Consider the following 23,455-nt stretch of genomic DNA (forward strand, 5'->3'; position numbering starts at 1 on the left):
AATGACCAATGACTAATGACCAATGACTAAAATTATGCTTCCCTTCATTCGGTCAGATTTAGCCCAATTCACCGCCTACAAACCTCATCCTAGCAGCGATACAGCCGATTCTGTCGCCACACAGTTCGATCGGTTAGATACGAATGAAAGCCCCTACGATTTACCACCTGAGTTAAAAGAGAAGTTGGCGTGGACGTATCAGCAAGTAATTGAAACAAATCGTTATCCTGATGGCGGACATGAAACACTTAAGGATGCGATCGCAGAGTACGTTAATCAGTCAGCCGCCTTCTCATCATTGTTGTTTACTGCTGCCAATATTTCTGTTGGTAATGGTTCAGATGAACTAATCCGCTCTTTATTAATCGCCACCTGTCTAGGAGGAGAAGGGTCAATTTTAGTTGCCAATCCCACTTTCTCTATGTACGGGATTTTGGCGCAAACTTTAGGGATTCCTGTAGTGGCAGTAGGGAGAAATGAAACAAATTTTGAAATTGACATCAGCGCTGCACAGTCTGCGATCAAACAAACTCAAAATCCTCCGATTCGCGTAGTTTTCGTAGTACATCCGAATTCGCCGACTGCCAACAGTTTAACTGAGGCAGAGTTGGTATGGTTAAGAAGTTTGCCAGAGCATATTCTGGTAGTAATTGATGAAGCTTACTTTGAATTCAGTCAAACTACCTTAGTAGGTGAATTAGCACAGCGTCCTAATTGGGTAATATTACGTACTTTCTCTAAAGCTTTCCGGTTGGCATCTCTCCGTATTGGTTATTGCGTTGCTCATCCCGAAGCGATCGCCATTTTAGAAAAAGTTCGCTTACCCTATAATCTCCCCAGTTTTTCCATAGCAGCAGCATTAGTTGGTTTACAAAATCGTACACTCTTGCTGGAATCAATTCCCCAAACCCTGAGTGAACGAGCCAAACTCATCAAAATTTTATCCCAGCAACCAGAACTACAAATTACCCCAAGTGCTGCCAACTTTATTTACCTGCGTCTTAAACCAAATGGCTTTGATTCACAAGAAGTTGCTTTAAAAACTTTCCACCAGAAACTTAGAACACTGGGCACTATTGTGCGGCACATTAGTGGGGGATTGCGAATTACTGTCGGAACAATAGAAGAAAACGCCCGCACCGTTAATCGAGTAGAAGCTGCTTTGGCCAATTTGTCATCTTAGCAATTTACTTAGTAGTTAAATCTGCTATTCGCCTCACTGCCCAAACGGCGAACTACTCCTACTGTTTGTGGTAGCACACCCACTAAAAGAGCAAAAGCAACATCCGGCAAAAGAGCCACTATTTCTGGTGGAAAGTATTGTTCAAATTGATCGAGAATTTTCTGGACTCGCTGCTCAGGAAGTGGGTTTTCTGTAATTTGTTTGATTAATCGAATCCACTGTCGCCTAATCAAGTAAGCCTTCTGGCGTTCTTCATTAGATTCAGGAGTTAATAAAGAAAGATTACCTATAGGCAGTGCCTTTTGGCAATCACAATCGTAATCCCCACCCACAGCAGCACCAGGCCCAGCAAATTCTGCATGGTAGCGTTTAAAGAGTATCAATCCATTTCGCCTACGACTATTGACAATGAAAACTTCTCCACTGTGCAAACGTGTAAGGATATCCGAGCCTTGCGATTGCTCAGTTCCGTCTGACATGACAACAGAGTCAAGGAAAGTTGTTTCAGGGTAATAAGTTGATACCATAGAGGTCTGATAGCGTCGATGCTGTTCGCTATCCATGTTTTTTAAACTTTTAATGAATGTTGTTGTAGTATGCACTTCAAAACGGAATTAACTGTTATGTCAAATCAAGTTTTTGAATTCTTTTCTTATCAAAACTTTTCTGGTCAATCCAACTAAAAATAGCAGCAATTAGATAGGCATTGTTTCAGTAATTTAGTGATTATATTTTAAAAGATATAACAAGATTTGTCTGTAAACTCTACTAATGTTTTCTTAAAGTTTTTATAAAGATGAATATCTTAATTACAAAGTTGTTATGAGGAGATAATTATTTTTGGAAACGTAATTTTCCCTATCTTGCCATTATAGTGCATTTTTATCTATATCGAATGCTTTAAAAAATTTGTTAACCACAAATACCATAAGATTAAGTTTAACATTTTTTAATATTAAAAATATTTGCTAATTAAGATAACTATTTTTGTAAGGAGGAGAAGGATTTTTGTAAAAATTTAAAATAAGATATTCTTTTTTAGAAGAATTATTAAAAGTTATTTACTCGCTTCGGAAATTTACATATTTTAGTTTTTATCTATAGGACTCCTATTTGATTGGGTGAAAAAACTCAGTCCAATTCCAAAAGCATTCTTTATCGCTGCTTCTTGCTTGCTAAACCAAGTAAGTTCTCCAAATTCAAGCGAATTTCTATAGATATTTAGCTAATATTGACTGGATTTGTAATAAAACCTCGTCCATTTTAAAACCGGAAGTTCTTAAAAGGACTATATTATAACGTTGTAGCTTGGGTTCTAAGCTTTTTTTAAGTCTAAATAACTATGATTTTCAAGGTAGACGTGGTTTAGGCTAGTTTGTGTTTGATTACCGCTATAAGTTACAAACTTTATCAAATTTAATTGGAATGGAAAATAAAACTTGACAATTGTCAAAACACAATTTAGATAATGGAATCAGTACTCAGGTGCTTGTGTAATAACATCTGGCTTGAGCGTCTTAGAATAAATGTATTCCAATTAGATTCGACTTTATACACTCGATATCCCAGCTTGAAATAAAGCTGTCGTGCTTGATAGTTATTTTCTAAAACATGGAGATATAAGTCTTTAAATCCCCACTCGCGAGAAACTTTTTCACAGTTAGTAAGCAATCCTGAAGCCACACCATGTCTACGGTACTTTGGGTGAACCGCTAAATTAGATAAGTAAGGAAAACCTACACCAACCTGGCTCCATGAATCACTACTATAACGTACACCCAGTTCCACACTTCCCACTAAGTTATTAGCCTCACCAGTAGTAGATTCAAGGGCAACTAAGCAAATATGACGGGGCGTGGGTGATGCCATCCGATGCCTTAAGTCTTCGTAAATACCTAGACGTAGCAACGGGAAAGCCCATCCCCATATACCGTTGTGGGAGTGAAAGCTTTCAGTAATAATTTCGGAAACATCAATCAAATCAGCCGATGTAGCTGTACGAATTTGGAATTGGTAGGAAGCTGGATCGATTGGCTGTTGGTGGTATGGATGAAAAAACCGATATTTCAAGGCTAGTTTAGTATTGATTTTATTCAACAAAAATTTTCTCAAATATCCTAAAACAAGATTTAAACTAAATCAAAACTTTAGAGTTGTCCAGGAGATTTAACTGATACCAATGTTGCTAATTCACTTTTGCTTGTCGATTAAACAAATTTTTACAGTTTAGTTTGGAGTTTTATAACCTGCATTTATAAAAAAGTATTAGGAGTTATAACTTCATAAATCTATAACCTTAAATTCAGTAGATTCATTGCATCCCTCGTTTTAGGTAGCCAGAATATCAAACTGATTGCCACAAAAGCATCTGTAAAGTGATAGAGCTTTGTATGAGTGGGCAGAGGAATAGCATAACTTGTCTGTAAGCAGCATCTTTGAAATTGTTAAGTAAGTACACTATTGGCAAACTCTGGTTTTAAACCACCCTTGCTTGTAGTACTGAACTTGTTTTTGCAGTTGCTGCTACACTGACACTACTTTGCTACCAAGTCATTTAAATAGGCTGTATAAGTACTGGGACAAGAATCTGCAAGGTTCTCTAATCCCTAATATCCAAGCCTTCAACGACTACCACTTGTCTTAATGATAGTTCTGATTGCTAAATTAGAAAAAGGTATTTGTCTAATAGTATACTTTGGCTTTAAATCTTAATTATTCTAATTTGGCTGACTCTACCATGACTACCATAAATAAAATTTACCTGCAAGTGTTATTACAACAGCTGCAAAGGGAAAACTTAATATGCAGCTTATATGGATTTTTCAGCTGGCTATGAGCGCTGTATGTATTATCAGACATTGCTCACAGAAGGTGAAAAAAGATTTGGCAAGCAAGCGTCGACTCCATAACACTAAAACTGACAATGAAAGTAATTACGCTGCACCAACGCAAACGGTAATCGGTACAAGCAATTGAGACGAATTACTGGGAGTAAACGCTCCTACAATCAGCAGTCATGTAGCCAAACAGTCTTATTGGTCGAAATGCTCTGCTCTTACCTGACTCAGAAAAATCCTTACCTGATCAGATTATTCTTTATCCGACTGCCGTTGCAGCAGGAAAGCGGTGCATGAAATCCCAAGCAAACAGTAAGCCTAAAATTTTGGTTGTCGATGATGAACCAGACAACCTTGACTTGCTTTACCGCACTTTCTATCGTGATTATAAGGTGCTAAGGGCAACCTCTGGCCCTGCGGCCCTCGATCTGCTGGCTCAAGAGGGAGAGATAGCGGTGATCATCTCCGATCAGCGGATGCCAATGATGAGCGGTACAGAATTTTTGAGCCTGACAGCAACTCAATATCCAGATATTATCCGGATTATTTTAACTGGCTACACCGATGTCGAAGACTTGGTGGAAGCAATCAACGCTGGTAAGGTCTTTAAATATGTCACTAAACCGTGGGAAGCAGAAGAACTCAAAGCAGTGGTACGCCAAGCTTTGGATACTCACAATGTCCTCAAAGCTAGAACCCGCGAACTTACCCGCACGCTCCGTCAAGAATCGCTGCTGAATACCGTTACCAATACGATTCGCAGTGCTTTAGACTATAGACAAATTTTGCAAGCAATTGTAGATACAGTAGGTCACATGTTGGAGGTGGATGTTTGTCTACTACGTCCCTTCCAAGATGAGCAGTTGGCGGATAAAGGGTTTATTTATCAGAAGCCTCTTTCTGAAGAGGCAGTGCAAAAGAGCAAAAAAGAAGTGGCACTAAGTCTTTCCCCTCTGCCTGCCATATCCTCTGCTCCCTCTCTATCTCTTTTGGCTCAGACGGTGTGGGAAACCCGCGAAGTCCAGGTAATTCATGATGCGATTGATGATGAGCGCATTCACGGTAACACTCCCGAACTGCGCGAGCGTGCGGAAGCTTTTGCTGCTGCTAACATTTGTTCTAGTTTAGTTGTGCCATTGATCTGTCAACAAGAACTGATGGCAGTCCTAGCATTGCACCAGTCTTCTCTGCCTCGCTTCTGGAGTGATGATGAGGTGCAGTTAGTAATGATGGTAGCAGATCAGGCAGCCTTAGCTTTGTCTCAAGCTTATGCTTACGAACAAGTACGTGCCCTTGCCAAGCGAGAGAGCTTGATTAATACGATTACTAGCGCGATTCGCTCTAGCTTAGATCCTCAAGATATTTTTGCGGCAATTACCCAGCAATTGGGACAAGCTTTACAAGTTGATGGCTGCGTCTTGTCTTTGTGGACAGAGGAAGATGAGTTTGTTGAGTGTGTGGGCTTGTATGACAGTTTTCAACATATAGAAAATTTACGATTACCAGCCGCAGTCCATAATTTAAGTAGCAATAATCACCTTCCAATTCTGAGATTACCCTATTCTCAAGCATCTATACAGGAGAATCCCATCCTCCAACAAATGCTACAGACACATCAACCTGTGGTAATTGGTAATGTAAGTCATTCTCACTCTGATGTGCGGGGTTTTGATTTGCCTTTAAAAATGCCAGCGCGATCGCTAATGTTTGTGCCATTATTAGCCGATGGGAAATGTATTGGTAGTATTACTTTGCATGAAGGTAAAAAAATACGCCAGTGGTTGCCATCTGATATTGATTTGGCCAAAGCAGTCGCAGCGCAAGCCGCGATCGCTGTCCAGCAGTCACACTTATATCAAAAAACTCGTCAACAAGCCGAACGCTTACTAGAATTAGACAAACAAAAAACCGAATTTTTCCAAAATATTTCCCATGAGTTTCGCACACCGATTACCTTGATTCAAGGGCCTTTAGAGTCGGCAGTGGCGGCTGGTGAGGGATTATCTTACTCTCAAAGTGCGATCGCCCTGCGTAACTCCCGCCGTCTGCTGCGACTGGTAAATCAACTTCTGGATTTACAACGCCTGAATGCCGGGAGAATGCAGCCTAGCTTCCATCCTTGCGATTTAGTGGAATTTGTCAGCCAAATAGTGGAATCTTTTCGTCCCTACTGCGAGAAAAAGAGACTGCATCTCGTTACTCAGCTAGATGAATGTTCGACGGTGTACTTAGACATGGAAAAATTTGACAAGGTGGTTTATAACCTTTTGTCAAATGCCATGAAGTTTACTCCTGAAGGTGGCACGATTAGTGTTCGACTAAAATCTGAGCGCGATCGTTGCATCTTGCAAGTACAAGATACTGGAATTGGTATTGTTAAAGAACAAATTCCTCACCTATTTGAGCGCTTTCGCCAAGCTGAAGGTTCAGCAAATCGCTCCTATGAAGGCAGTGGTCTAGGTTTAGCTTTAGTTAAAGAATTAGTAGAATTACATGGTGGTCAAGTCACTGTGGAATCAGTTTATGGTGAAGGTACAACCTTTAGTTTATGGCTGGTGACTGGAAATGCTCATTTACCTGCACAGCAAATACTAGAGACGCCTACTGAACTAAATACGAGCCGCGCTAGCGTAGAATTGGCTGATTTAGAACTAGTAGAGTCAACAACAGAAAATATTGAAGATATTACAATAAACCTCTCCCCCAGTGTTGATATTAAAGACTCAGCACTTAAGACTCAGCACTCAATTTTAGTTGTAGATGACAACCCTGATTTGCGAACCTATGTATCTGAAATTTTCCGCCGTAATGGCTATCATGTACAGACAGCTCGTAACGGTCATGAAGGGCACAGTAAAGCTAAGGAAATTATACCCAGCTTGATTGTGACTGACCTAATGATGCCCTTAGTGAGCGGACTTGAGATGATTCAGATGATCCGTAATGAGGAGATATTGAAAGGAACACCAATCATTCTGCTAACAGCGAAAGTAGATGAAGAAACCCGCATCGAAGGTACAGAACATGGTGCGGACGCTTATTTAGCAAAACCATTTAACGATCGGGAACTTTTGGCGGAAGTTCGGAATCTTTTAGCATTGAAAGAAAATGAACGGCGAATCGTGGAGTTAAATACTTATCTAACAGAATCGGTGCTAAAGCGCTTTTTGCCTGCTGTATTGGTGCAAAAAGCCGCAACCGGAGATTTAACGTTAGATTTGCGTCCAGAACCACGCTTAATTACAGTTTTGTTTAGCGATATTGTGGGTTTTACACAGCTAGCCAATACTCTCAGATCCCGACGAGTTGCAGAGTTGCTAAATGAATATTTAGAAGCCATGACTAAAGTTGTCTTTAGCAATGGCGGCACTGTAGATAAATTTATGGGAGATGCTATCTTAGCTTTATATGGAGCGCCGGAAGAACTAACTCCTAACGAACAAGTACGTCGTGCGATTAATACAGCAAGAGCAATGCACCGCTCACTGGCTGACTTGAACCAGCGCTGGCGAGAGCAAGGTGTATTCGATAGTGGCAAACTTACTAGCGTACAGTTTCGGTGCGGTATTCACCAAGGTACTGCTGTTGTGGGGATGTTTGGTGGCGCTGAACGTGCCGATTATACTGCTATTGGCCCAAGTGTGAATATTGCTGCAAGGTTGCAAGCTGCTGCTGTTCCCGGTACAATCCTGGTTTCTGCTGCCGTAGCAGATTATTTACAGGAAGGAGAAATTACTAAAGGTAGGCCGCTAGAACTTAAAGGAGTAGATGAAACAGTTTTGACTTTCGCTGTTTCACCAGAGGTAATGGTTAATCGCTAAAATTTAGACTGGTATTTTAAAGCATTACCAATGAGTAAAAGTGCATAATCATATCCAGTTTATATAATATGACACCATCGGTTGCAGACAAAACACCAATTCCAGCCAACGTCTGGAGACGACACACCGATCCACCAGGTTTGTGGATTTTTGTTGTTATCAGTTCAGTCTCTCTGCACTTGCTGGTGTTCTGGCTGATGCGCTCATCTAATGCATTTAGTCTGTGGTTTCCTCAGCAAAATCAGTCTGCTGTTCCTATTGAATTGATAGACATTACTCCTAAAACAAAATCAATAATCAAATCAAAACCAACAGTCAAAGTAGTTTCGTCAAAGCCATTATCCTTAACTCAAAAATTTGTACCAACACGTTCATCACAAACAGCACGAACTACACCTAAAAATGAAGATTTTGACGCGATAAATTCCCTTAAGAATCTCCAGAAAAAGAGCCGAATTTCTGCTTCTCAACCTAATAGTCAACCCTCTAGACAACAGATAGTTCCTACGCCAACACCGAAACCTACACCTAAAGCCACACCGAAACCTATAGCTAAACTCACACCGACACCTACACCTAAAGTCACACCGACACCTACAGTCCCAATCGGTAATTTACCTTGGAAACGTCGTCAAGAAATTAAACTGGGAAAGGGAACGCAACTACCAACAGGTATTTCATCAAATCAACCAGTTTCAGAACCAGAAAATAGGGAAACTCCAGGAACTTCGACTCGGGAAACTCCAGCAACTCCAACTAGGGAAACTCCAGGAACTTCGACTAGAGAAACTCCAGCAACTTCGACTGGGGAAACTCCAGCAACTCCGACTAGGGAAACTTCAGCAACTCCAACAAGGGAAACTCCAGCAACTTCAACTGGGGGAGCATCGGTAGCAGTAGTAGCTCCCTTATCTAAAGATGAAGTTATTAGCTTGATACAATCAAGAGGATTCCGACAAGATGCTTTACCCGACGTTATCGCTTTATACAGAGGAAGCAATACAAAACAATTAGACCCAAGTTTTCTTGTCCACAATTCTGGACTTGAAGCAGCACAACTCTTGGCTAGCTTAATAATCGATAATAATGGTAATTTTAAACAAGCCGTAGTTCTAGAAATAGAACCAGCAACACTGCAAAGTGAAAAAAGCACATACGAGCAAGTCCTCAATGAAGTTTTCAAAACAGAAAACTTTATTGCTGCCCACAATAACGATGGCACAAAACCAGAATTGAGCAATCTATATGCCAGGATCAAAATTCAACCCGCTAATTCCAACTAAATACTTGAATTTTGGCAAAACCTGTGTTACGTTTATAGGGTTGGAAATTTGCGGGTGTAGTTTAGTGGTAAAACTATAGCCTTCCAAGCTATTAATGCGGGTTCGATTCCCGCCACCCGCTTAGAAAAACTCTTAAATATACGAGTCTAAAAACTAAGTCTGAATATTGTTCAAACAATTAGTTAAAAAGCAATTCGCAATTTTGCAGTACACAGAAGTAGCTTGAAACTAAGAGTAGCCTAATTCAAGACAAGATGAGAAATCAGCAAAACTTTCTTCAACAACATTTGCATTTTGGCTACCTGTTTGTTGTTTGATAGTATTCTGGAAACTGCCAAGACGTTTTAATTTTTTGGACTTTAGAATTGCTGTTAATTGAGATTTTCTAGGCGAATGCGTGGATCGGCTGCTTTGAGCATCAAATCGGCGATTAAATTGCCAACAATCAGCAGTACTGCGCCCATTACTAAGCTTGCCATTAATAAATATAAATCTTGAGCTTGTAAAGCCTGTAGAGTCAACCTCCCTAAACCGGGCCAGTTGAAGAAAAATTCGGCGATGAAGGCACCATTTAATAAACCAGCTAATTCAAAACCTAATAAGGTGATTAAGGGATTTATGGCGTTGCGGAGTGCATGAACGTAGATAACGCGGTTTTCTGGCAAACCTTTGGCACGAGCGGTTTGGATGTAATCTTGACGCAGAACATCCAATAATTCGCCGCGAGTGATGCGTTGCAAACCTGCAAAACTAGTAATTGAAAGTGCGATTGTGGGTAAAATCATGTGCCAGCCGATATCTAAGATTCTGCCAAACCACGATAGTTCTGAGTGATTGATGCTAGTCATGCTACCCACTGGGAAAAACGGCGAGGTGATTTGGGCTAAAACCAGCAGCGCTAAGGCAGTGATGAAACTGGGAAAGCCTTGTCCGGCATAACTAATCACCTGTAAAATCCGGTCTGCTGGCTTATTTTGTTTAACAGCCGCAAAGATCCCTAGAGGGATGGCGATCGCCCATGTGACAATTAAAGATGCGATCGCTAATAGCAAAGTCGCTGGTACTCGTTCCCACAACAGCGATGCAACTGAACGTTGATAAATAAAACTCGTGCCAAAATCTCCTTTGGTTAAGATTCGCCATAGCCACAGCCAAAATTGTTCTGGCCAAGACTTATCCAGACCAAACTGCCGTTTGATTTCCTCAATTCTTTCAGGAGATATCTTCGGATTTTGCCGCAGCGTATCTACATAATCACCAGGAGCGAGTTGAATGATGAAAAACGACACCGCTGACGCTAACAATAAAGTTAACAGTGCCTGCAATACTCGCTTTGCCACATAAACAAAAGTTTCACTCGTGACTAGCTCGATTAGCCAATCCCGACCTGTCTCTAAGGAAATTTTCGTAGATGTCATTTCTATTTTGTCCTTTGTCATTTGTCCTTTGTCCTTCGTCATTTGCCAGTTGTTTTGCTATTGACCAATGATTAATGACAAAAGACAAATGACTAATATTCAACTAAAGAGATAATCGGTACGTCTGGTAAATGCGTACGCCCTTGTAAATCCCGTAGCTCGATAATAAACCCAAACCCTACTAATTCGCAGCCAATTTTCTGCACCAATTTGGCTGTGGCACTCGCTGTTCCACCCGTGGCAATCAAATCGTCCACAATCAAAACTCGGCTACCTTGATGTAAAGCGTCTTGATGCACTTCTAGGCAATCTGTACCATACTCTAGTTGATATTCAATTGAATGAACGGCTGCTGGTAACTTGCCTTTTTTGCGGATGGGAATAAAACCAGCTCCTAATTTATAAGCTAAAGGTGAACCAAAAATGAATCCTCTCGACTCTATACCAATGACATAATCAACTGTTATTCCAGCTTCATTGCATTTTTGTGTTAAAAAGTCAATAGTGTAGCGCAGTCCTTCTGGGTCACGCAGTAAGGTAGTAATATCTCGAAATAAAATTCCCGGTTTCGGGAAATCTGGGATGTCACGAATGAGAGACTTTAAATCCATAAAATGGGGAATGGAGAGTAGAAAATGGGGCATCGGGAATGAAGTAGATAAATTAATCAGCAATGCCCAATGCCCAATTTCAGATACCTGAAAAATCGTACACTATAATGTCATACGCTGGGGTCGAGGCTGAAACTTCGCCTTTCATTGACGATAATTAGAATCTAAATCAAGCTATAAAAGGTATTGCAGTAATAAATGAGGTGAATTTAGTTATGTTTTAAAATTTTGATTTCAATATAGGGAAAACTTTGAGTAGAAAGAGTTAAGTAATGTATATATCAAGTAGTCATGCTACTGCCACAAGTCTAAGGCTCAAGTCTTGGCTACCAATCTTAAATTTGTTTTATCTAGTCTGTTGGAACCGCACAAGGTATTTATAGAATGAATGTTTCAGCAAGTTTAACGCCGTTCAACAGTCGAACCCAAGACTCACTGCCGATGATTCTAGACACTTTACCAGATCCTGCGATCGCCTCCAAAACCTGTCCTCGCAGAACCAGGCTGCAAATTGACCTGATTTTACTGGCAATTGAAGCTTTAGAGCTTGGTGGTTCGGAAGCAATCCTGGCTTTTGCTCAAGAGTTGGATCTTAAAGGAATTGTTAAAGATAGGGTAAATTTATGGCGGATGCGTAGCTCTAACCCGCTACGAAGAGCGCATATACGCCGTCCCTTAACTATTATGGAAGCAAAAGCTCTGGTGGTCATTGCTTGCTACATAGCACGGCGTTTAACTGTTGTCATCCGTCAGTTATTAATGATATGTCAACAAATGGAAGAAAAACAGATTCCATTAGAACAGAATTTGCGACTATCTAATTACCTAGAGCGGTTTAGAGCGCATTTTAAAAGCCGAATGAATGCTCGACGTTCTGGTGTACTAGCATTAACTTCTGATGCAAAATTAGATGCGCTAGCAATAAATTTGTTAGGACAATTACTCTTTTGTACTGGTACTGCTGGAATGCAGCGGTTCTGGATTAGTCTTTTTGACGGTGAAGTGGAATGAATATTCAACGTAAGTACAGTCTACCTAATTGTACTCTTCTTTTAGAAGGGTTAAGTGATGTCACTAGGGCTGCACAGTTCCAGGAAATGCGCCCAGAATTATCAATATTGGTAAATGCAGAATGTTATTTATCTGGTTACAATCAACCTCTAACGGGAGGGCGGGAATTTTTTGAAAGTTTGGTGAGGGCTGTTAGTGGTTACGCCCAAGAATTTCTGAGTAGCGTATCCAATCCGCAAGCACATAACCAAGAATCGGAGCTAGTAGAGTTTCAAAAAATTGACGGCAACCTCCACAGGTTAATCATACATTCAGAAAGTGCTTCAGAGGGGTTTGATCGCTCTAATAATTCTAAGCGTCCGCCGATTGAAATAGATTTGAATACGGTGCAGTTGTTTGATTTAGTAGAAGCAGTGGATCAGTTTTTTGCTGATACCCAGACTTTACCAGAATTATCCCTAGAACTACAACCAGTTACTAGACGCTATGGCGGTGCTAATCAGGCTGTAATCAGGCAGGCTGTTCCTGCTGCCGTGGGAGTATCGAGTTTAGCAGTAGCAGCGATCGCATTTAACTTGATTCCACCTCCCCAAATACGTGTACCGCAGCCGAAGCCAAATGAGCAAACTAGCTCTACAACAAAGAGCCTTAATCCTCCAGCATCAGCGGCTGCAACACCTGCAACACCTATTGCAGCTTCAACACCAATACCATCCACAGCTAATGAAAAGCCAGCAGTTAAAGATTTAGAAGCACTTTTAAATACAGTTCCAGAAATTACCGATCCATCTCAACTGCGTGCATTGAATCGTCAAGTGTATAACCAAATCCATCCAGCTTGGACTAAACGCTCAGGATTGCAACAAGATTTGATCTATCGTTTGGGTGTAGCTGCGGATGGCGCAATTGTTGGTTATAAAGCGGTGAATAAAGAGGCCAATCAAGGAGTCGGGCAAACTCCTCTGCCTAACCTACTTTACAATCCTGCTAAACGCGCTCCCATTTCCAATGAACCAATTGCCCAATTCCGAATAGTGTTTACTACAAATGGTGTGCTGCAAGTTAGCCCTTGGCGAGGATATGCTAAGACACCAGAGGTAATCGGTGCAAAAATTACTGACTCTAACATTACTAAAGATTTAAATCAAAAGCTTTACAATACAGTTCGCCAAACCTGGAATGGTACTCCTACCTTTACACGAGATTTGAAATATCGGGTAGCAGTCAACAAAGATGGTGTAATTGCTGACTATGAACCACTCAATCAAGTCGCCTTTGATTATTTCCAAGAAACACCTCTTCCTAAGATGTTTAATGCTATCTATGGTTCTAATGTAGCTCCTCCCAATGACAAAGAACCTCTAGCCCACTTCCAAGTGATATTCAAGCCTAACGGTAAGCTCGAAGTTACTCCTTGGCAGGGATATCAGTAATTGGGTATGGGGGATTGGGGATTGGGGATTGGGGATTGGGGATTGGGGATTGGGGATTGGGGATTGGGGATTGGGGATTGGGGATTGGGGATTGGGGATTGGGGATTGGGCAAGAGAATTAAGTTGCTATTCCCTATTTTCTATGGCTTTTAGGTGAGCATTGAGCTTGGGTAATAGTTCATCTAGAATTGGTTTCAATCTGCTTACCTGTTCATTTGTCAATAACTGTCTGGCATCGGCTAATCTCAACCAGCTGATAGTTTCATACAAAGACCCTCTCGCAATCTTGACAAAACGCCGATTATCTTGATCGTTGTACCTACCTCTACCTTCTGCAAGGTTCGCACAAATACTATCAGCAGATCGAACAATTTGTTTGCCCAGTGTATCCTTAGTGAAATTGTCCCATCTTTTAGCAATACGCCAAATTTCATTAGCTAGCTTTTGGGCAAGTTGATAAACTTCTAAGTCCTCAAAATCAGGTCTTCTCACAAAAGTCCATCGATCATTTATTGATCAATAGTTCCCAATTCTCAATGCCCAGTGCCCAATGCCCAATTACCGTGTAATTCTCCGCATATAATTTCCCCATAATTGAGCTGCTTGAGCACTGCTGCCAGATGTCGGAGAATTATTGTCGTTTCCCAGCCAAACACCAGTTACAAGTCGCTGACTGGGGATAAAACCAATAAACCACAAGTCAACATTTTTATCAGTCGTACCTGTTTTTCCAGCTTCCCCTAATCCAATGGCAGCACTACGACCAGTACCTCTTGCGATTACACCGCGCATCAAACCAGTCATTTCATCAGCTACATCATTTGTCAACACTCGTTTGTTTGCACCTGGATCTTGGTCGAAGGAGTAGATTACACGACAGGTTTTGATGTCATTGCGATCGCGACAATCACCACTATCTAAAATTCGGTTAATGGCATGGGGAGGATTCGACACACCGCGATTGCCAATAGCGCCAAAAGCACCAGTCATTTCCAAAACATTGACTACGCTTTGACCCAGTACTAAGCCAGGAACCGGATCGAGGTTTGATTTTATCCCTAAACGCTGCGCCATTGCTACTACTTTATCTAGCCCGATTTCTCTAGCAACTCGCAAGGCGATAGGATTTTCTGAAAGTGCCAGCCCAGTGGCAATATCGAAGCTAGTATCAGCACCAGCACGACAGGGTTTATAAGTGAAACCTTGCCAAGTTAAAGGGGCGCAGGAATAACTCTTTGATGGCGAAATTCCTTGTTGAATGGCGGCAGTGTAAGCAAAGATTTTGAAGGTGGAACCTGGTTGTCTTTTGGCTTGAACAGCACGATTGAACTGACTTTTTTTGTAATCAGTCCCACCTACCATTGCGAGGATACTGCCTGTACTAGAGTCAAGAGTGACTAATGCCCCTTGAGAGAAATTAAAAGTTCTACCAGAGTTGTTGACCGAATTACTTAACGCTGCTTCTGCTTGTTTCTGTATGCCTAGATCGAGCTTGGTTTCAATGATATAGTTTCCCTCTCTTGCAGCTCCCTCCCCCAAAATTGATTCGAGTTCAGAGAAGACGTAACTGTAAAAATAAGGTGCGATCGTTTTAGCTTGCTGTTCGCAGACTTTAGGACTAATTTGGACAGTGGAGCGTCTAGCTCGGTTGGCATCCTCTGGTTTAATTTTGCCCATCTCTAGCAGTCGCTTAATTACGCGATTTCGGTATTCAGCCGCTTCTAGCTTATTTGGCCCATCTCCACAAAAATCAAAAGCGTTGGGAGCTGGCAAAATTCCAACTAATGTTGCTGCTTCTGCCAAAGTTAATTCTTTAGCCGGCTTCTCAAAGTAATACCTGGCTGCATCTTCAAAGCCAGAGGTATCCCCTCCCAAAAAAACCCGATTTAAGTACATCAGCAAAATATCATCTTTGCTGTAAAATGTTTCGAGCTTTAGGGCGACAACTGCCTCCCGCAATTTGCGACCAAGGGTATCTTGTCTACCTACATACTCGCGAAACAAACTGCGGGCAACTTGCTGGGTTACAGTGCTGGCTCCTTGTTGCACATCTCCGGTGCGGCTATTAATCAACACAGCTCGTAAAATCCCTAGAGGATCAACCCCAAAATGCCAGTAATAACGACTATCTTCTGAAGCCACTACCGCAGCAGGCAAATAGGGGCCAAATTCCTCTAATCGCTTCATGTCAACATGAGAGATTGTCCGAGGTTCTCTCAAAGGAGTGGCTCCATCGCGGGCGTAAACAACTACTGGGGCGCGTGTCGCTGTCGGTAGAGGTTTGACTGAAAATTTCAGCCATTCGACGCCAATCACTAATGTTAACAGGGCACTAACACCACCAACACCATAAGCTGTCCAACTTGCAGCTTTGACATACCATGCTGGTGGATCGACATATTGCAACCGCACAGAAGCGGCGAGTTCTGGGGGCCCCAGAGTCAGAATATCGCCGTGACGCAGTTCTAGAGAGCTAACACGACGCTTACCACGATAAATGCCATTGGTGGAGTTTTCATCTTTGATCGTGAAAACTGGTGTGCGCTGAGTAGAATTCCGCGATAATGACAGGTGAATTTGGCTGACAACAGGGTTACGGATGACGATATCACTGGATTTGGAGCTACGACCGAGAATATAGCGATCGCCCAACAGTGGATATACCTCTGCTTTATCCGCCCCCGCATCCTGCACCCAAAGTTCTGGTACTTTGGCATTAGGCTTGAGCGCCAATTTAGAAAAATCGACCCTAGCTTGAATCGTATGTACTGCTTGAGTCAGTTGACCTAGTAACGTTTGTGGCTTGTGAGGCGGTTGGGGAGAACTCATCGGCTATTCACATCACAGTTTTTAATGAAGAATCGGGCGAATTACAATCAATTTTAGATGTTAGTCTTTCATCATTTTACTCATAAGCTAAAGCATAAATTAGCTTTTACGGGACTTTTTGACTTAATTTATACTTAAATTCATATTCTAGCTAGAATTAAATTGTGATTTTAATAACTTACTTTTATAAGGAAAGATTTTTTCTATATTTACAAAAGCTTACTTCAGCAGTACTAATCGTTCAATAACTACAAGTGCAATTTTTACGTTTGTCTTTTTAAATACTAGTTGTTAATAAATAACTGATTTAAATTTTACCAATTTTAGATATTCAAAGATTTTGAAACAAACATAAATATCTTCATTTAGGAAGATTTTCTAAATTTTGATTATCTGCTTTAATGGGGCGAGTATTCCGTTGAGGTTAATTACAGTAATGATGGGAAAATCTCTGACCCTGATTGGTACAGCTTTATCTTTGGCACTTACCACTAATATTGCTGTAGCCGAATCCAGTAAATCCCCCATAGCCCAATCTACTAGCGACTCCACTAGCGCACCAACGGAAATCAAATTGTCGCCAGAAGGTAAAAAGATTCTGTGCGATCATTTTCCGCTCAACTCACGCTGTCCCGGCGGCACAGCAGCCACTCCTGGCGCTCCCGCGCCTAGCACTCCTGGTAGCACTACAGTACCAGAAAATACTACAACGCCTAATAGCACCACCACTCCTGATAGTACAACTACACCAGGAAGCACAACCACTCCTCCTGAGTCTGGCACTCCCGAAACAACTCCAGCACCAGGAAGCACAATCCCACCTACACCTGACACACCTAGCAACTTAACTCCAGCACCAGGAAGCTCAATCACTCCTGAAGGCGCACCTAGCAACTTAACTCCAGCACCAGGAAGCTCAATCACTCCTGGAGGCGCACCTAGCAACTTAACTCCAGCACCAGGAAGCGCAACCCCACCAGAACAACCTGGCACTCCTGGTAGCACTACCGACCCAGGAAGCGCAACCCCACCAGAACAACCTGGCACTCCTGGCACTCCTGGCAGCAGTATCGAACCCGGTAGCTCTCCCAGTACTCCCGGCTCTATTTCGCCGAAAACTCCTACCACAGGTAATTAAATTAAAAGCTGGGGCATAATCTAAATAATGGTTTGCCATCAGCGATCGCCAGTGCATCTTTCTTGAACTCTTGCACCAGCTATGCTAACTGGTGTCAGATGAAAAATAAAAATTGATAAAACCTTATACGTAAAGTCTTCGCATATAAGACTAAGCAAGGGTTTCACCAAGTCAATAGCCTGGGATTAATCATCCCAGGCTATAATAGTTTAATGCGATCTGCCAGTTGAAGTTGGTGTTTTTTGCAAGGAAGCAATTAACAGGCAAACAATACCGATACTAATAAATGAATCTGCCACGTTAAATACAGCAAAGTTAATTAGGCGAAAATCAAGAAAATCAACGACGTAGCCTAAAACAAAACGATCAATACCGTTGCCCATAGCTCCACCTAAAATTAAGCCATAGCCTAATTGATCCCACAAATTTAATGTTGGCCCAATTAATGCCAACACTATCAAGATTAAACTCACTCCTAAAGATAGCCAGCGCAACCACTCTACTTTTCCACTTAACAGACTAAAAGCCGCACCAGTATTGGTGACATAGGTGAAGTGAAATATCCCAGGTAAGAGTGGTAGTGTCTGCCCCAAGCTAAAGCTTTGTACTACCCAATACTTTGTTATTTGGTCTAAGAAAAAAGCGATGAAGGCAGCGATCCAGAAAAGACGATTTTTTAAACGCATGGCAAATTAGTCATTGGTCATTGGTCATTGGTCATTGGTCATTGGTCATTGGTCATGAGCTTTTGACAAAGTGCAAAGTCGAGCCAGTCGCTCTTGGTAGGGTTTCCCGACTTGAGCGTTAGCGATAGCGAAGCGTTAGCGAGTCATCGAGCGTCAGCGGTAGCGACGCAGGAGCGTCACTGGCGTTGAGCACCGACTTCCAGCTCTCAGAACTTTGTAAGAGAGGACAAAGGACAAATAACAATGAACTAATAAAACATTAAGTGACGCAATATATATGCTATTACAGTAACTGCACAGACCACAGTGAGTTGACCTGGTAGTGCAAACCAGGAATATCTAAGGATTGCATCCATCAAGGATAGATTTTCTGTGCCTTTCCACTGAAAAAGATAGCTAATAATTAAATAAGTAATACCGCAGATGTGGAGAGTTAACAAGCCACAGACGCAACTAAAGGCAAGAGTTTCTAATCGAGGTCTGGCTTTAAAGGCAACTAAGCCACAAATCCAAGCTCCAGGGACAAAGCCTAGTAGATAACCAAACCAAGATAGCTTGACATAACCAATACCGCCACCATCGGCAAATACTGGTAATAAGGTTAACCCCATAACTAAATAGGCAATTTGCGAAAGCGCACCCGCATTTTTGCCCCCTAAACAACCCACCAATAATACTGCGCCAATTTGAAAAGTAACACCTAAAGGAAAAGTCTGAATTCCGTGCTGACTCCAAGTCCAAGGTAAGGTGATGCCATAAACATCTAAGAACGTACCACCCATTGTCAGGAGTAAGCCAATCATAGACCATAGTAATTGATTGGAAGCAGCAAACATTTATTAGGCAACCAAGGAAAAGCAAAAGGGAAAACCAACAGCAACCAGTATATTCATTAATATTGAAATAAAATTTGTGTTTATATCTTAAGGTTTTGTAAATGAGTACAACAAACTTACTGTAGTTATATTTTTATCTTAAATTGAAAGCAAGAGTATAAAATGTATCAATCAAATTTAGAAATAGGGGTTTGCTCTTCATCAAAAAAACAAGTATCTTTTTGCTTTGTTAACCTTCCGTTAATCTCTACTGTTGTTCTTTGGGAGTATCTTGGAAACGCTCACCTGAAAAGTTACTAAAAAATTGATAGCGATGCTCTCACGTCTTAGTGCAACAAAAACTCATCGCCTCACAGGTTCAATTTCAGTGTTAGCACTGACAATCAGCCTAACTGCTTGTGGCGGACAGCAAGCACCAGATAGTACAGCCACCAAGGATACGCCTTCTGGCACTGCTACAGATACTACTGCCTCTAGCCCAGCTAAATTAGACCTTGGCGGAACCGTAAAATTAAGCGGGGCTGGTGCGTCTTTTCCGGCACCACTGTACGATACCTGGTTCACAGATTTAAACAAAAAATATCCCAATTTGCAAGTTGACTATGCATCAGTTGGTAGCGGTTCTGGAGTTGAACAATTTATCAAAGGCACTGTAGACTTTGGTGCTAGCGATGTCGCAATGAAGGATGAAGAAATCCAGAAAGTACCAGCAGATAGAGGTGTTATTTTACTGCCTGTGACTGCTGGTAGCATCGTGTTGGCTTACAACTTGCCTGATGTTCCAGAACTTAAGCTCCCACGAGCCGTTTACGCCGATATTCTACTAGGCAAAATTACGTCTTGGGATGATGCCCAAATTGCCAAGGCTAACCCAGGTGCAAAGCTTCCAAAAGAGTCAATCACAGTTGTTTATCGTTCCGATGGTAGCGGAACTACGGGTGTGTTCACAAAACACCTCAGCGCTATTAGCCCTGAGTGGAAAAGTAAAGTTGGTGAAGGTAAAACTGTCAACTGGCCCAAGGGAGTAGGTGCTAAAGGTAACGAGGGTGTTACTGCCCAAATCCAACAAACTCAAGGTTCCATTGGTTATGTCGAGTATGGCTATGCCAAACAAAATAGTCTCAAGTTTGCTGCTTTGGAAAATAAAGGCGGTAAGTTTGTTGTAGCTAGTGAGGAGTCGGCTTCTAAAACTCTCGGATCAGTACCTCTACCCGCAAATCTCCGCTCCTTCATTTCCGATCCCGACGGGGCTGATTCCTATCCCATCGTCACTTACACCTGGATTTTGGCTTACAAGAAATATCCCAATGCGGCAAAAGCCAAGGCGATTGAAGCTGCGATCGAATACGCTTTAACTGATGGACAGAAGCAGGCTAGTGCATTAGGATATGTTCCTCTACCGCCCAATGTGATTACGAAAGTGGCTGCTGCTGCTGACCAAATCAGCCCAGAATATAAAATTTCTGTAGCCAGTGGTAATAGCGCTAGCAAGTAAGCAATAAAACACGCTTGTTAAGTAGTAACTTTGAACATGGAGTTACTATTGTTTGTATCAGTTTAAATAGATGATGAGGCGACAATTTTACTAATCTGGTTGCCTCCCATATTTTTCTCTGATTTACTTCTGAAAGTCGGTATTCATGACTACAAATTCTCAAAATCTTTCATCAGCGATGAAAAATCGCTCTGATGCCGAAAAATCCTTAGACTTAGGTTTTATTTGGCTGACTAAAATTTTCGCTTTTGGGGTTGCTGGAACTTTATTATGGATTGGGTCGCAGGTTGCAATTGCCTCTTGGCCTGCCATCCAAAAGTTTGGTGCTGGCTTTTTAGTCAATACCACTTGGAACCCGGTTAATGATAGCTACGGAGTTCTACCTCAAATCTATGGAACTCTCTTAAGTTCTTTTATTGGTTTGCTGATAGCAGTGCCAATTGGGGTTGGTACTGCTATTGTACTGAGCGAGGATTTTTTGCCCGCTAAAGTGAAGCTGGTACTGGTTTTTGCAGTAGAACTGCTCGCAGCTATTCCCAGCGTTGTCTACGGAGTTTGGGGTATTTTCGTTTTAGTGCCAATTTTAACCAACTTGGGAAAATGGCTTAATGGTTACTTTGGCTGGCTACCATTTTTTAGCACTTCTCCTACAGGCCCAGGGATGTTACCGGCGGGAGTCATCTTAGCGATTATGACTTTGCCCATCATCACAGCCTTATCCCGCGATGCCTTGATTTCTGTACCCCCAAGTTTGCGCCAAGCTTCTATAGGATTAGGAGCAACACGTTGGGAAACAATTTTGCAAGTTCTCATTCCAGCAGCTTTTTCGGGCATAGTTAGTGCTGTGATGCTGGGACTTGGCCGGGCAATGGGAGAAACAATGGCTGTAACGATGTTAATCGGCAACTCCAACAACATCAGTCTTTCTCTTTTAGCACCAGCTAATACGATTTCTTCTCTATTGGCAAATCAATTTTCAGAAGCGAGTGGTTTGCAAGTTGCGGCTTTAATGTACGCGGCTTTAATTCTATTTTTTTTGACACTGGTAGTCAATATTCTGGCAGAGTTGATCGTTCTGAGAGTCAAGCGAATATAGCTTAGTTTTGGGTTAAATTATGACTTCTAATTTTCCAGAGCGCAGTTTAACTCGCTCCCCCACGTCTCAAAGGACACTGTTTAATACAGTGATGACTGTAGTCGCATTTCTCTGCGGAGTATTGGCACTTTTACCTTTACTGGCAGTGCTTTCTTACGTGATTATTAAAGGCTTTAGCAGTCTAAATCTAGCCGTGTTTGTGGAATTGCCACCTAAAGCTCTCCAAAAGGAAGGAGGCTTTGGTAATGCAATTTTAGGTACGCTGCTGATGGTAGGAATTGCTGCCTTGATTAGTATCCCATTTGGAGTTTTAGGGGCGATCTACATCACAGAATTTAGTTCGGCGAAAGTAGCTAGATGGGTGCGTTTTGCGGCTAACGTCCTTAGTGGAGTCCCCTCAATTATTGCTGGGGTATTTGCCTATGGGATTGTAGTTTTAACAATGGTAAAGTTGAACTTAGGCTCGTATTCAGCTCTAGCTGGAGGGTTTGCACTGGCAATTTTAATGTTGCCAATTATTCTGCGAACTACTGATGAAGCCTTGCAGTTAGTATCGCAAGATTTGCGACAAGCATCTGTAGGGTTGGGAGCGACTAATTTTCAAACGGTGAGTCAAGTAGTCTTACCAGCAGCTTTACCAGCTATTGTAACTGGGGCAACGCTAGCGATCGCCAGAGCATCTGGAGAAACCGCACCTTTGCTATTTACTGCTCTATTTTCTAACTTTTGGCCAGATGGTTTATTCCAACCAACAGCTTCCCTGGCTGTTTTAGTTTACAAATATGCCATTTCTCCGTTTAAAAATTGGCAATCTCTAGCTTGGGCAGCATCTTTAATTTTGGTGTTGATGGTTCTAATCACAAGTATCATCGCTCGCTGGGCAACTCGTCAAAAAGCTTAGTAAACAACCATATACAGTGCAGATCCTCATCGCTTCAAATAACACTAGATTTAATTTATGGCTACCAACACTAAGACAGTGAATGATACTGAAACCGTTTTACGGGCTGAAAATCTCAACATTTACTACGGCAAGTTTTTAGCCTTACAGAATATTTGGCTAGATATACCGAAAAATCAGGTGACTGCTTTTATCGGCCCTTCTGGTTGTGGTAAAAGTACGTTATTGCGATGCTATAACCGTCTCAATGACCTGATTGAGTCATTTCGGGCAGAAGGTAAAATACTTTTTTACGATAAAAATTTGTATGCATCCGACATCGACCCTGTAGAAGTGCGTCGGAGAATTGGAATGGTGTTTCAAAGACCAAACCCATTTCCCAAATCAATTTATGACAATATTACTTTTGGAGCCAAAATCAACGGCTATAAAGGTAATTTGGATGAATTGGTAGAAAGCAGTCTCAGAAAAGCAGCTTTGTGGGATGAAGTAAAAGATAAACTACAGCAAAGTGGCTCGTCTTTATCCGGTGGACAACAACAACGGTTATGTATTGCTCGTGCGATCGCAGTACAACCTGAAATTATACTTATGGATGAACCTTGCTCTGCTCTTGACCCTATTTCCACCTTGCGTGTTGAAGAACTGATTCACGAACTTAAAGAGCAATATACAATTGTCATTGTCACCCATAACATGCAGCAAGCAGCGCGTGTTTCTGATAAAACAGCCTTTTTTAATGTTCGGACTTCTGAAACAGGAAGCCGTAATGGCTATATGGTAGAGTATGATGCAACAGAAGTAATTTTCAACAATCCTCAGCAGGAAGATACTAGAGATTACGTCAGTGGCAAATTTGGATAAATAAATTTTTTAC

At 41.7% G+C, this 23,455-nt stretch carries 19 protein-coding genes and 1 tRNA gene; 12 read left to right on the forward strand and 8 right to left on the reverse strand.

What is annotated here, in order from left to right; genetic code table 11:
- Positions 1–34 precede the first annotated feature (34 nt).
- A complete protein-coding gene (locus V7K79_RS26540) occupies positions 35–1,183 on the forward strand; it encodes a histidinol-phosphate transaminase (protein WP_335052045.1) in 1,149 nt (382 codons plus the stop codon).
- Positions 1,184–1,191: 8 nt separating this feature from the next.
- Here V7K79_RS26540 and V7K79_RS26545 read toward each other — a convergent pair whose 3' ends face one another.
- A complete protein-coding gene (locus tag V7K79_RS26545) occupies positions 1,192–1,746 on the reverse strand; it encodes a hypothetical protein (RefSeq protein ID WP_335051982.1) in 555 nt (184 codons plus the stop codon).
- Between the two features lie 898 nt (positions 1,747–2,644).
- A complete protein-coding gene (locus V7K79_RS26550) occupies positions 2,645–3,283 on the reverse strand; it encodes a GNAT family N-acetyltransferase (protein WP_335051984.1) in 639 nt (212 codons plus the stop codon).
- 1,030 nt (positions 3,284–4,313) lie between these two features.
- Between V7K79_RS26550 and V7K79_RS26555 the strand changes: the two genes are divergently transcribed.
- The 3 genes from V7K79_RS26555 (at position 4,314) to V7K79_RS26565 (ending at position 9,245) form a co-directional block, all read left to right on the forward strand.
- Complete coding sequence (locus V7K79_RS26555) at positions 4,314–7,841, forward strand: response regulator (protein WP_335051986.1); 3,528 nt, start codon at positions 4,314–4,316, stop codon at positions 7,839–7,841.
- A 68-nt stretch (positions 7,842–7,909) separates the two neighbouring features.
- Positions 7,910–9,124 (forward strand): hypothetical protein, encoded by a 1,215-nt coding sequence (locus V7K79_RS26560; RefSeq protein WP_335051988.1) that lies wholly within the window; start codon positions 7,910–7,912, stop codon positions 9,122–9,124.
- A 50-nt stretch (positions 9,125–9,174) separates the two neighbouring features.
- Positions 9,175–9,245, forward strand: a tRNA-Gly gene (locus V7K79_RS26565).
- Between the two features lie 250 nt (positions 9,246–9,495).
- On the opposite strand, the gene V7K79_RS26570 is transcribed toward V7K79_RS26565, so the two are convergent.
- Complete coding sequence (locus V7K79_RS26570; protein WP_335052047.1) at positions 9,496–10,542, reverse strand: ABC transporter permease; 1,047 nt, start codon at positions 10,540–10,542, stop codon at positions 9,496–9,498.
- Positions 10,543–10,634: 92 nt separating this feature from the next.
- Positions 10,635–11,153 carry an adenine phosphoribosyltransferase gene (locus V7K79_RS26575; RefSeq protein ID WP_335052049.1) on the reverse strand — a complete coding sequence of 173 codons (519 nt, stop codon included), beginning with the start codon at positions 11,151–11,153 and terminating at the stop codon, positions 10,635–10,637.
- A gap of 384 nt (positions 11,154–11,537) precedes the next feature.
- Here V7K79_RS26575 and V7K79_RS26580 point away from each other — a divergent pair, with 384 nt between their 5' ends.
- The 3 genes from V7K79_RS26580 to V7K79_RS26590 are packed head-to-tail and all read left to right on the forward strand — an operon-like array spanning position 11,538 to position 13,719.
- Complete coding sequence (locus V7K79_RS26580) at positions 11,538–12,164, forward strand: DUF3038 domain-containing protein (RefSeq protein ID WP_335051990.1); 627 nt, start codon at positions 11,538–11,540, stop codon at positions 12,162–12,164.
- Positions 12,161–13,597, forward strand: coding sequence for a DUF4335 domain-containing protein (locus V7K79_RS26585; protein ID WP_335051992.1), 1,437 nt, complete (start codon positions 12,161–12,163; stop codon positions 13,595–13,597). The genes V7K79_RS26580 and V7K79_RS26585 overlap by 4 nt, the downstream gene beginning before the upstream one ends.
- Positions 13,579–13,719, forward strand: a complete 141-nt coding sequence (locus tag V7K79_RS26590) for a hypothetical protein (protein WP_335051994.1) — start codon at positions 13,579–13,581, stop codon at positions 13,717–13,719. Before V7K79_RS26585 ends, V7K79_RS26590 begins: the two co-directional genes overlap by 19 nt.
- 4 nt (positions 13,720–13,723) lie before the next feature.
- Here V7K79_RS26590 and V7K79_RS26595 read toward each other — a convergent pair whose 3' ends face one another.
- A complete protein-coding gene (locus V7K79_RS26595) occupies positions 13,724–14,089 on the reverse strand; it encodes a four helix bundle protein (RefSeq protein ID WP_335051996.1) in 366 nt (121 codons plus the stop codon).
- A 66-nt stretch (positions 14,090–14,155) separates the two neighbouring features.
- Positions 14,156–16,426: a transglycosylase domain-containing protein gene (locus V7K79_RS26600; RefSeq protein WP_335051998.1), complete on the reverse strand. Its 2,271-nt coding sequence runs from the start codon at positions 16,424–16,426 to the stop codon at positions 14,156–14,158.
- A gap of 436 nt (positions 16,427–16,862) precedes the next feature.
- On the opposite strand from V7K79_RS26600, the gene V7K79_RS26605 reads away from it, so the two are divergent.
- On the forward strand, positions 16,863–17,564 hold the full coding sequence (locus tag V7K79_RS26605; RefSeq protein WP_335052000.1) for a hypothetical protein: 702 nt from the start codon (positions 16,863–16,865) through the stop codon (positions 17,562–17,564).
- A 209-nt stretch (positions 17,565–17,773) separates the two neighbouring features.
- Here V7K79_RS26605 and lspA read toward each other — a convergent pair whose 3' ends face one another.
- Positions 17,774–18,250: a signal peptidase II gene (gene lspA, locus V7K79_RS26610; protein ID WP_335052002.1), complete on the reverse strand. Its 477-nt coding sequence runs from the start codon at positions 18,248–18,250 to the stop codon at positions 17,774–17,776.
- Positions 18,251–18,498: 248 nt separating this feature from the next.
- Entirely contained in the window at positions 18,499–19,086 is a 588-nt protein-coding gene (locus V7K79_RS26615) for a biotin transporter BioY (RefSeq protein ID WP_335052004.1), read from the reverse strand.
- A 313-nt stretch (positions 19,087–19,399) separates the two neighbouring features.
- Between V7K79_RS26615 and pstS the strand changes: the two genes are divergently transcribed.
- From pstS to pstB, 4 genes are all read left to right on the forward strand, one after another.
- Positions 19,400–20,581: a phosphate ABC transporter substrate-binding protein PstS gene (gene pstS, locus V7K79_RS26620; protein WP_335052006.1), complete on the forward strand. Its 1,182-nt coding sequence runs from the start codon at positions 19,400–19,402 to the stop codon at positions 20,579–20,581.
- 145 nt (positions 20,582–20,726) lie between these two features.
- A complete protein-coding gene (gene pstC, locus V7K79_RS26625; protein WP_334849092.1) occupies positions 20,727–21,677 on the forward strand; it encodes a phosphate ABC transporter permease subunit PstC in 951 nt (316 codons plus the stop codon).
- Between the two features lie 19 nt (positions 21,678–21,696).
- On the forward strand, positions 21,697–22,578 hold the full coding sequence (gene pstA / locus V7K79_RS26630; protein WP_335052008.1) for a phosphate ABC transporter permease PstA: 882 nt from the start codon (positions 21,697–21,699) through the stop codon (positions 22,576–22,578).
- 57 nt (positions 22,579–22,635) lie between these two features.
- Positions 22,636–23,442 carry a phosphate ABC transporter ATP-binding protein PstB gene (pstB, locus tag V7K79_RS26635; protein WP_335052010.1) on the forward strand — a complete coding sequence of 269 codons (807 nt, stop codon included), beginning with the start codon at positions 22,636–22,638 and terminating at the stop codon, positions 23,440–23,442.
- The last annotated feature ends 13 nt before the right edge of the window (positions 23,443–23,455 follow it).

The sequence above is a fragment of the Nostoc sp. genome (assembly GCF_036917575.1).
Taxonomy (GTDB): domain Bacteria; phylum Cyanobacteriota; class Cyanobacteriia; order Cyanobacteriales; family Nostocaceae; genus Nostoc.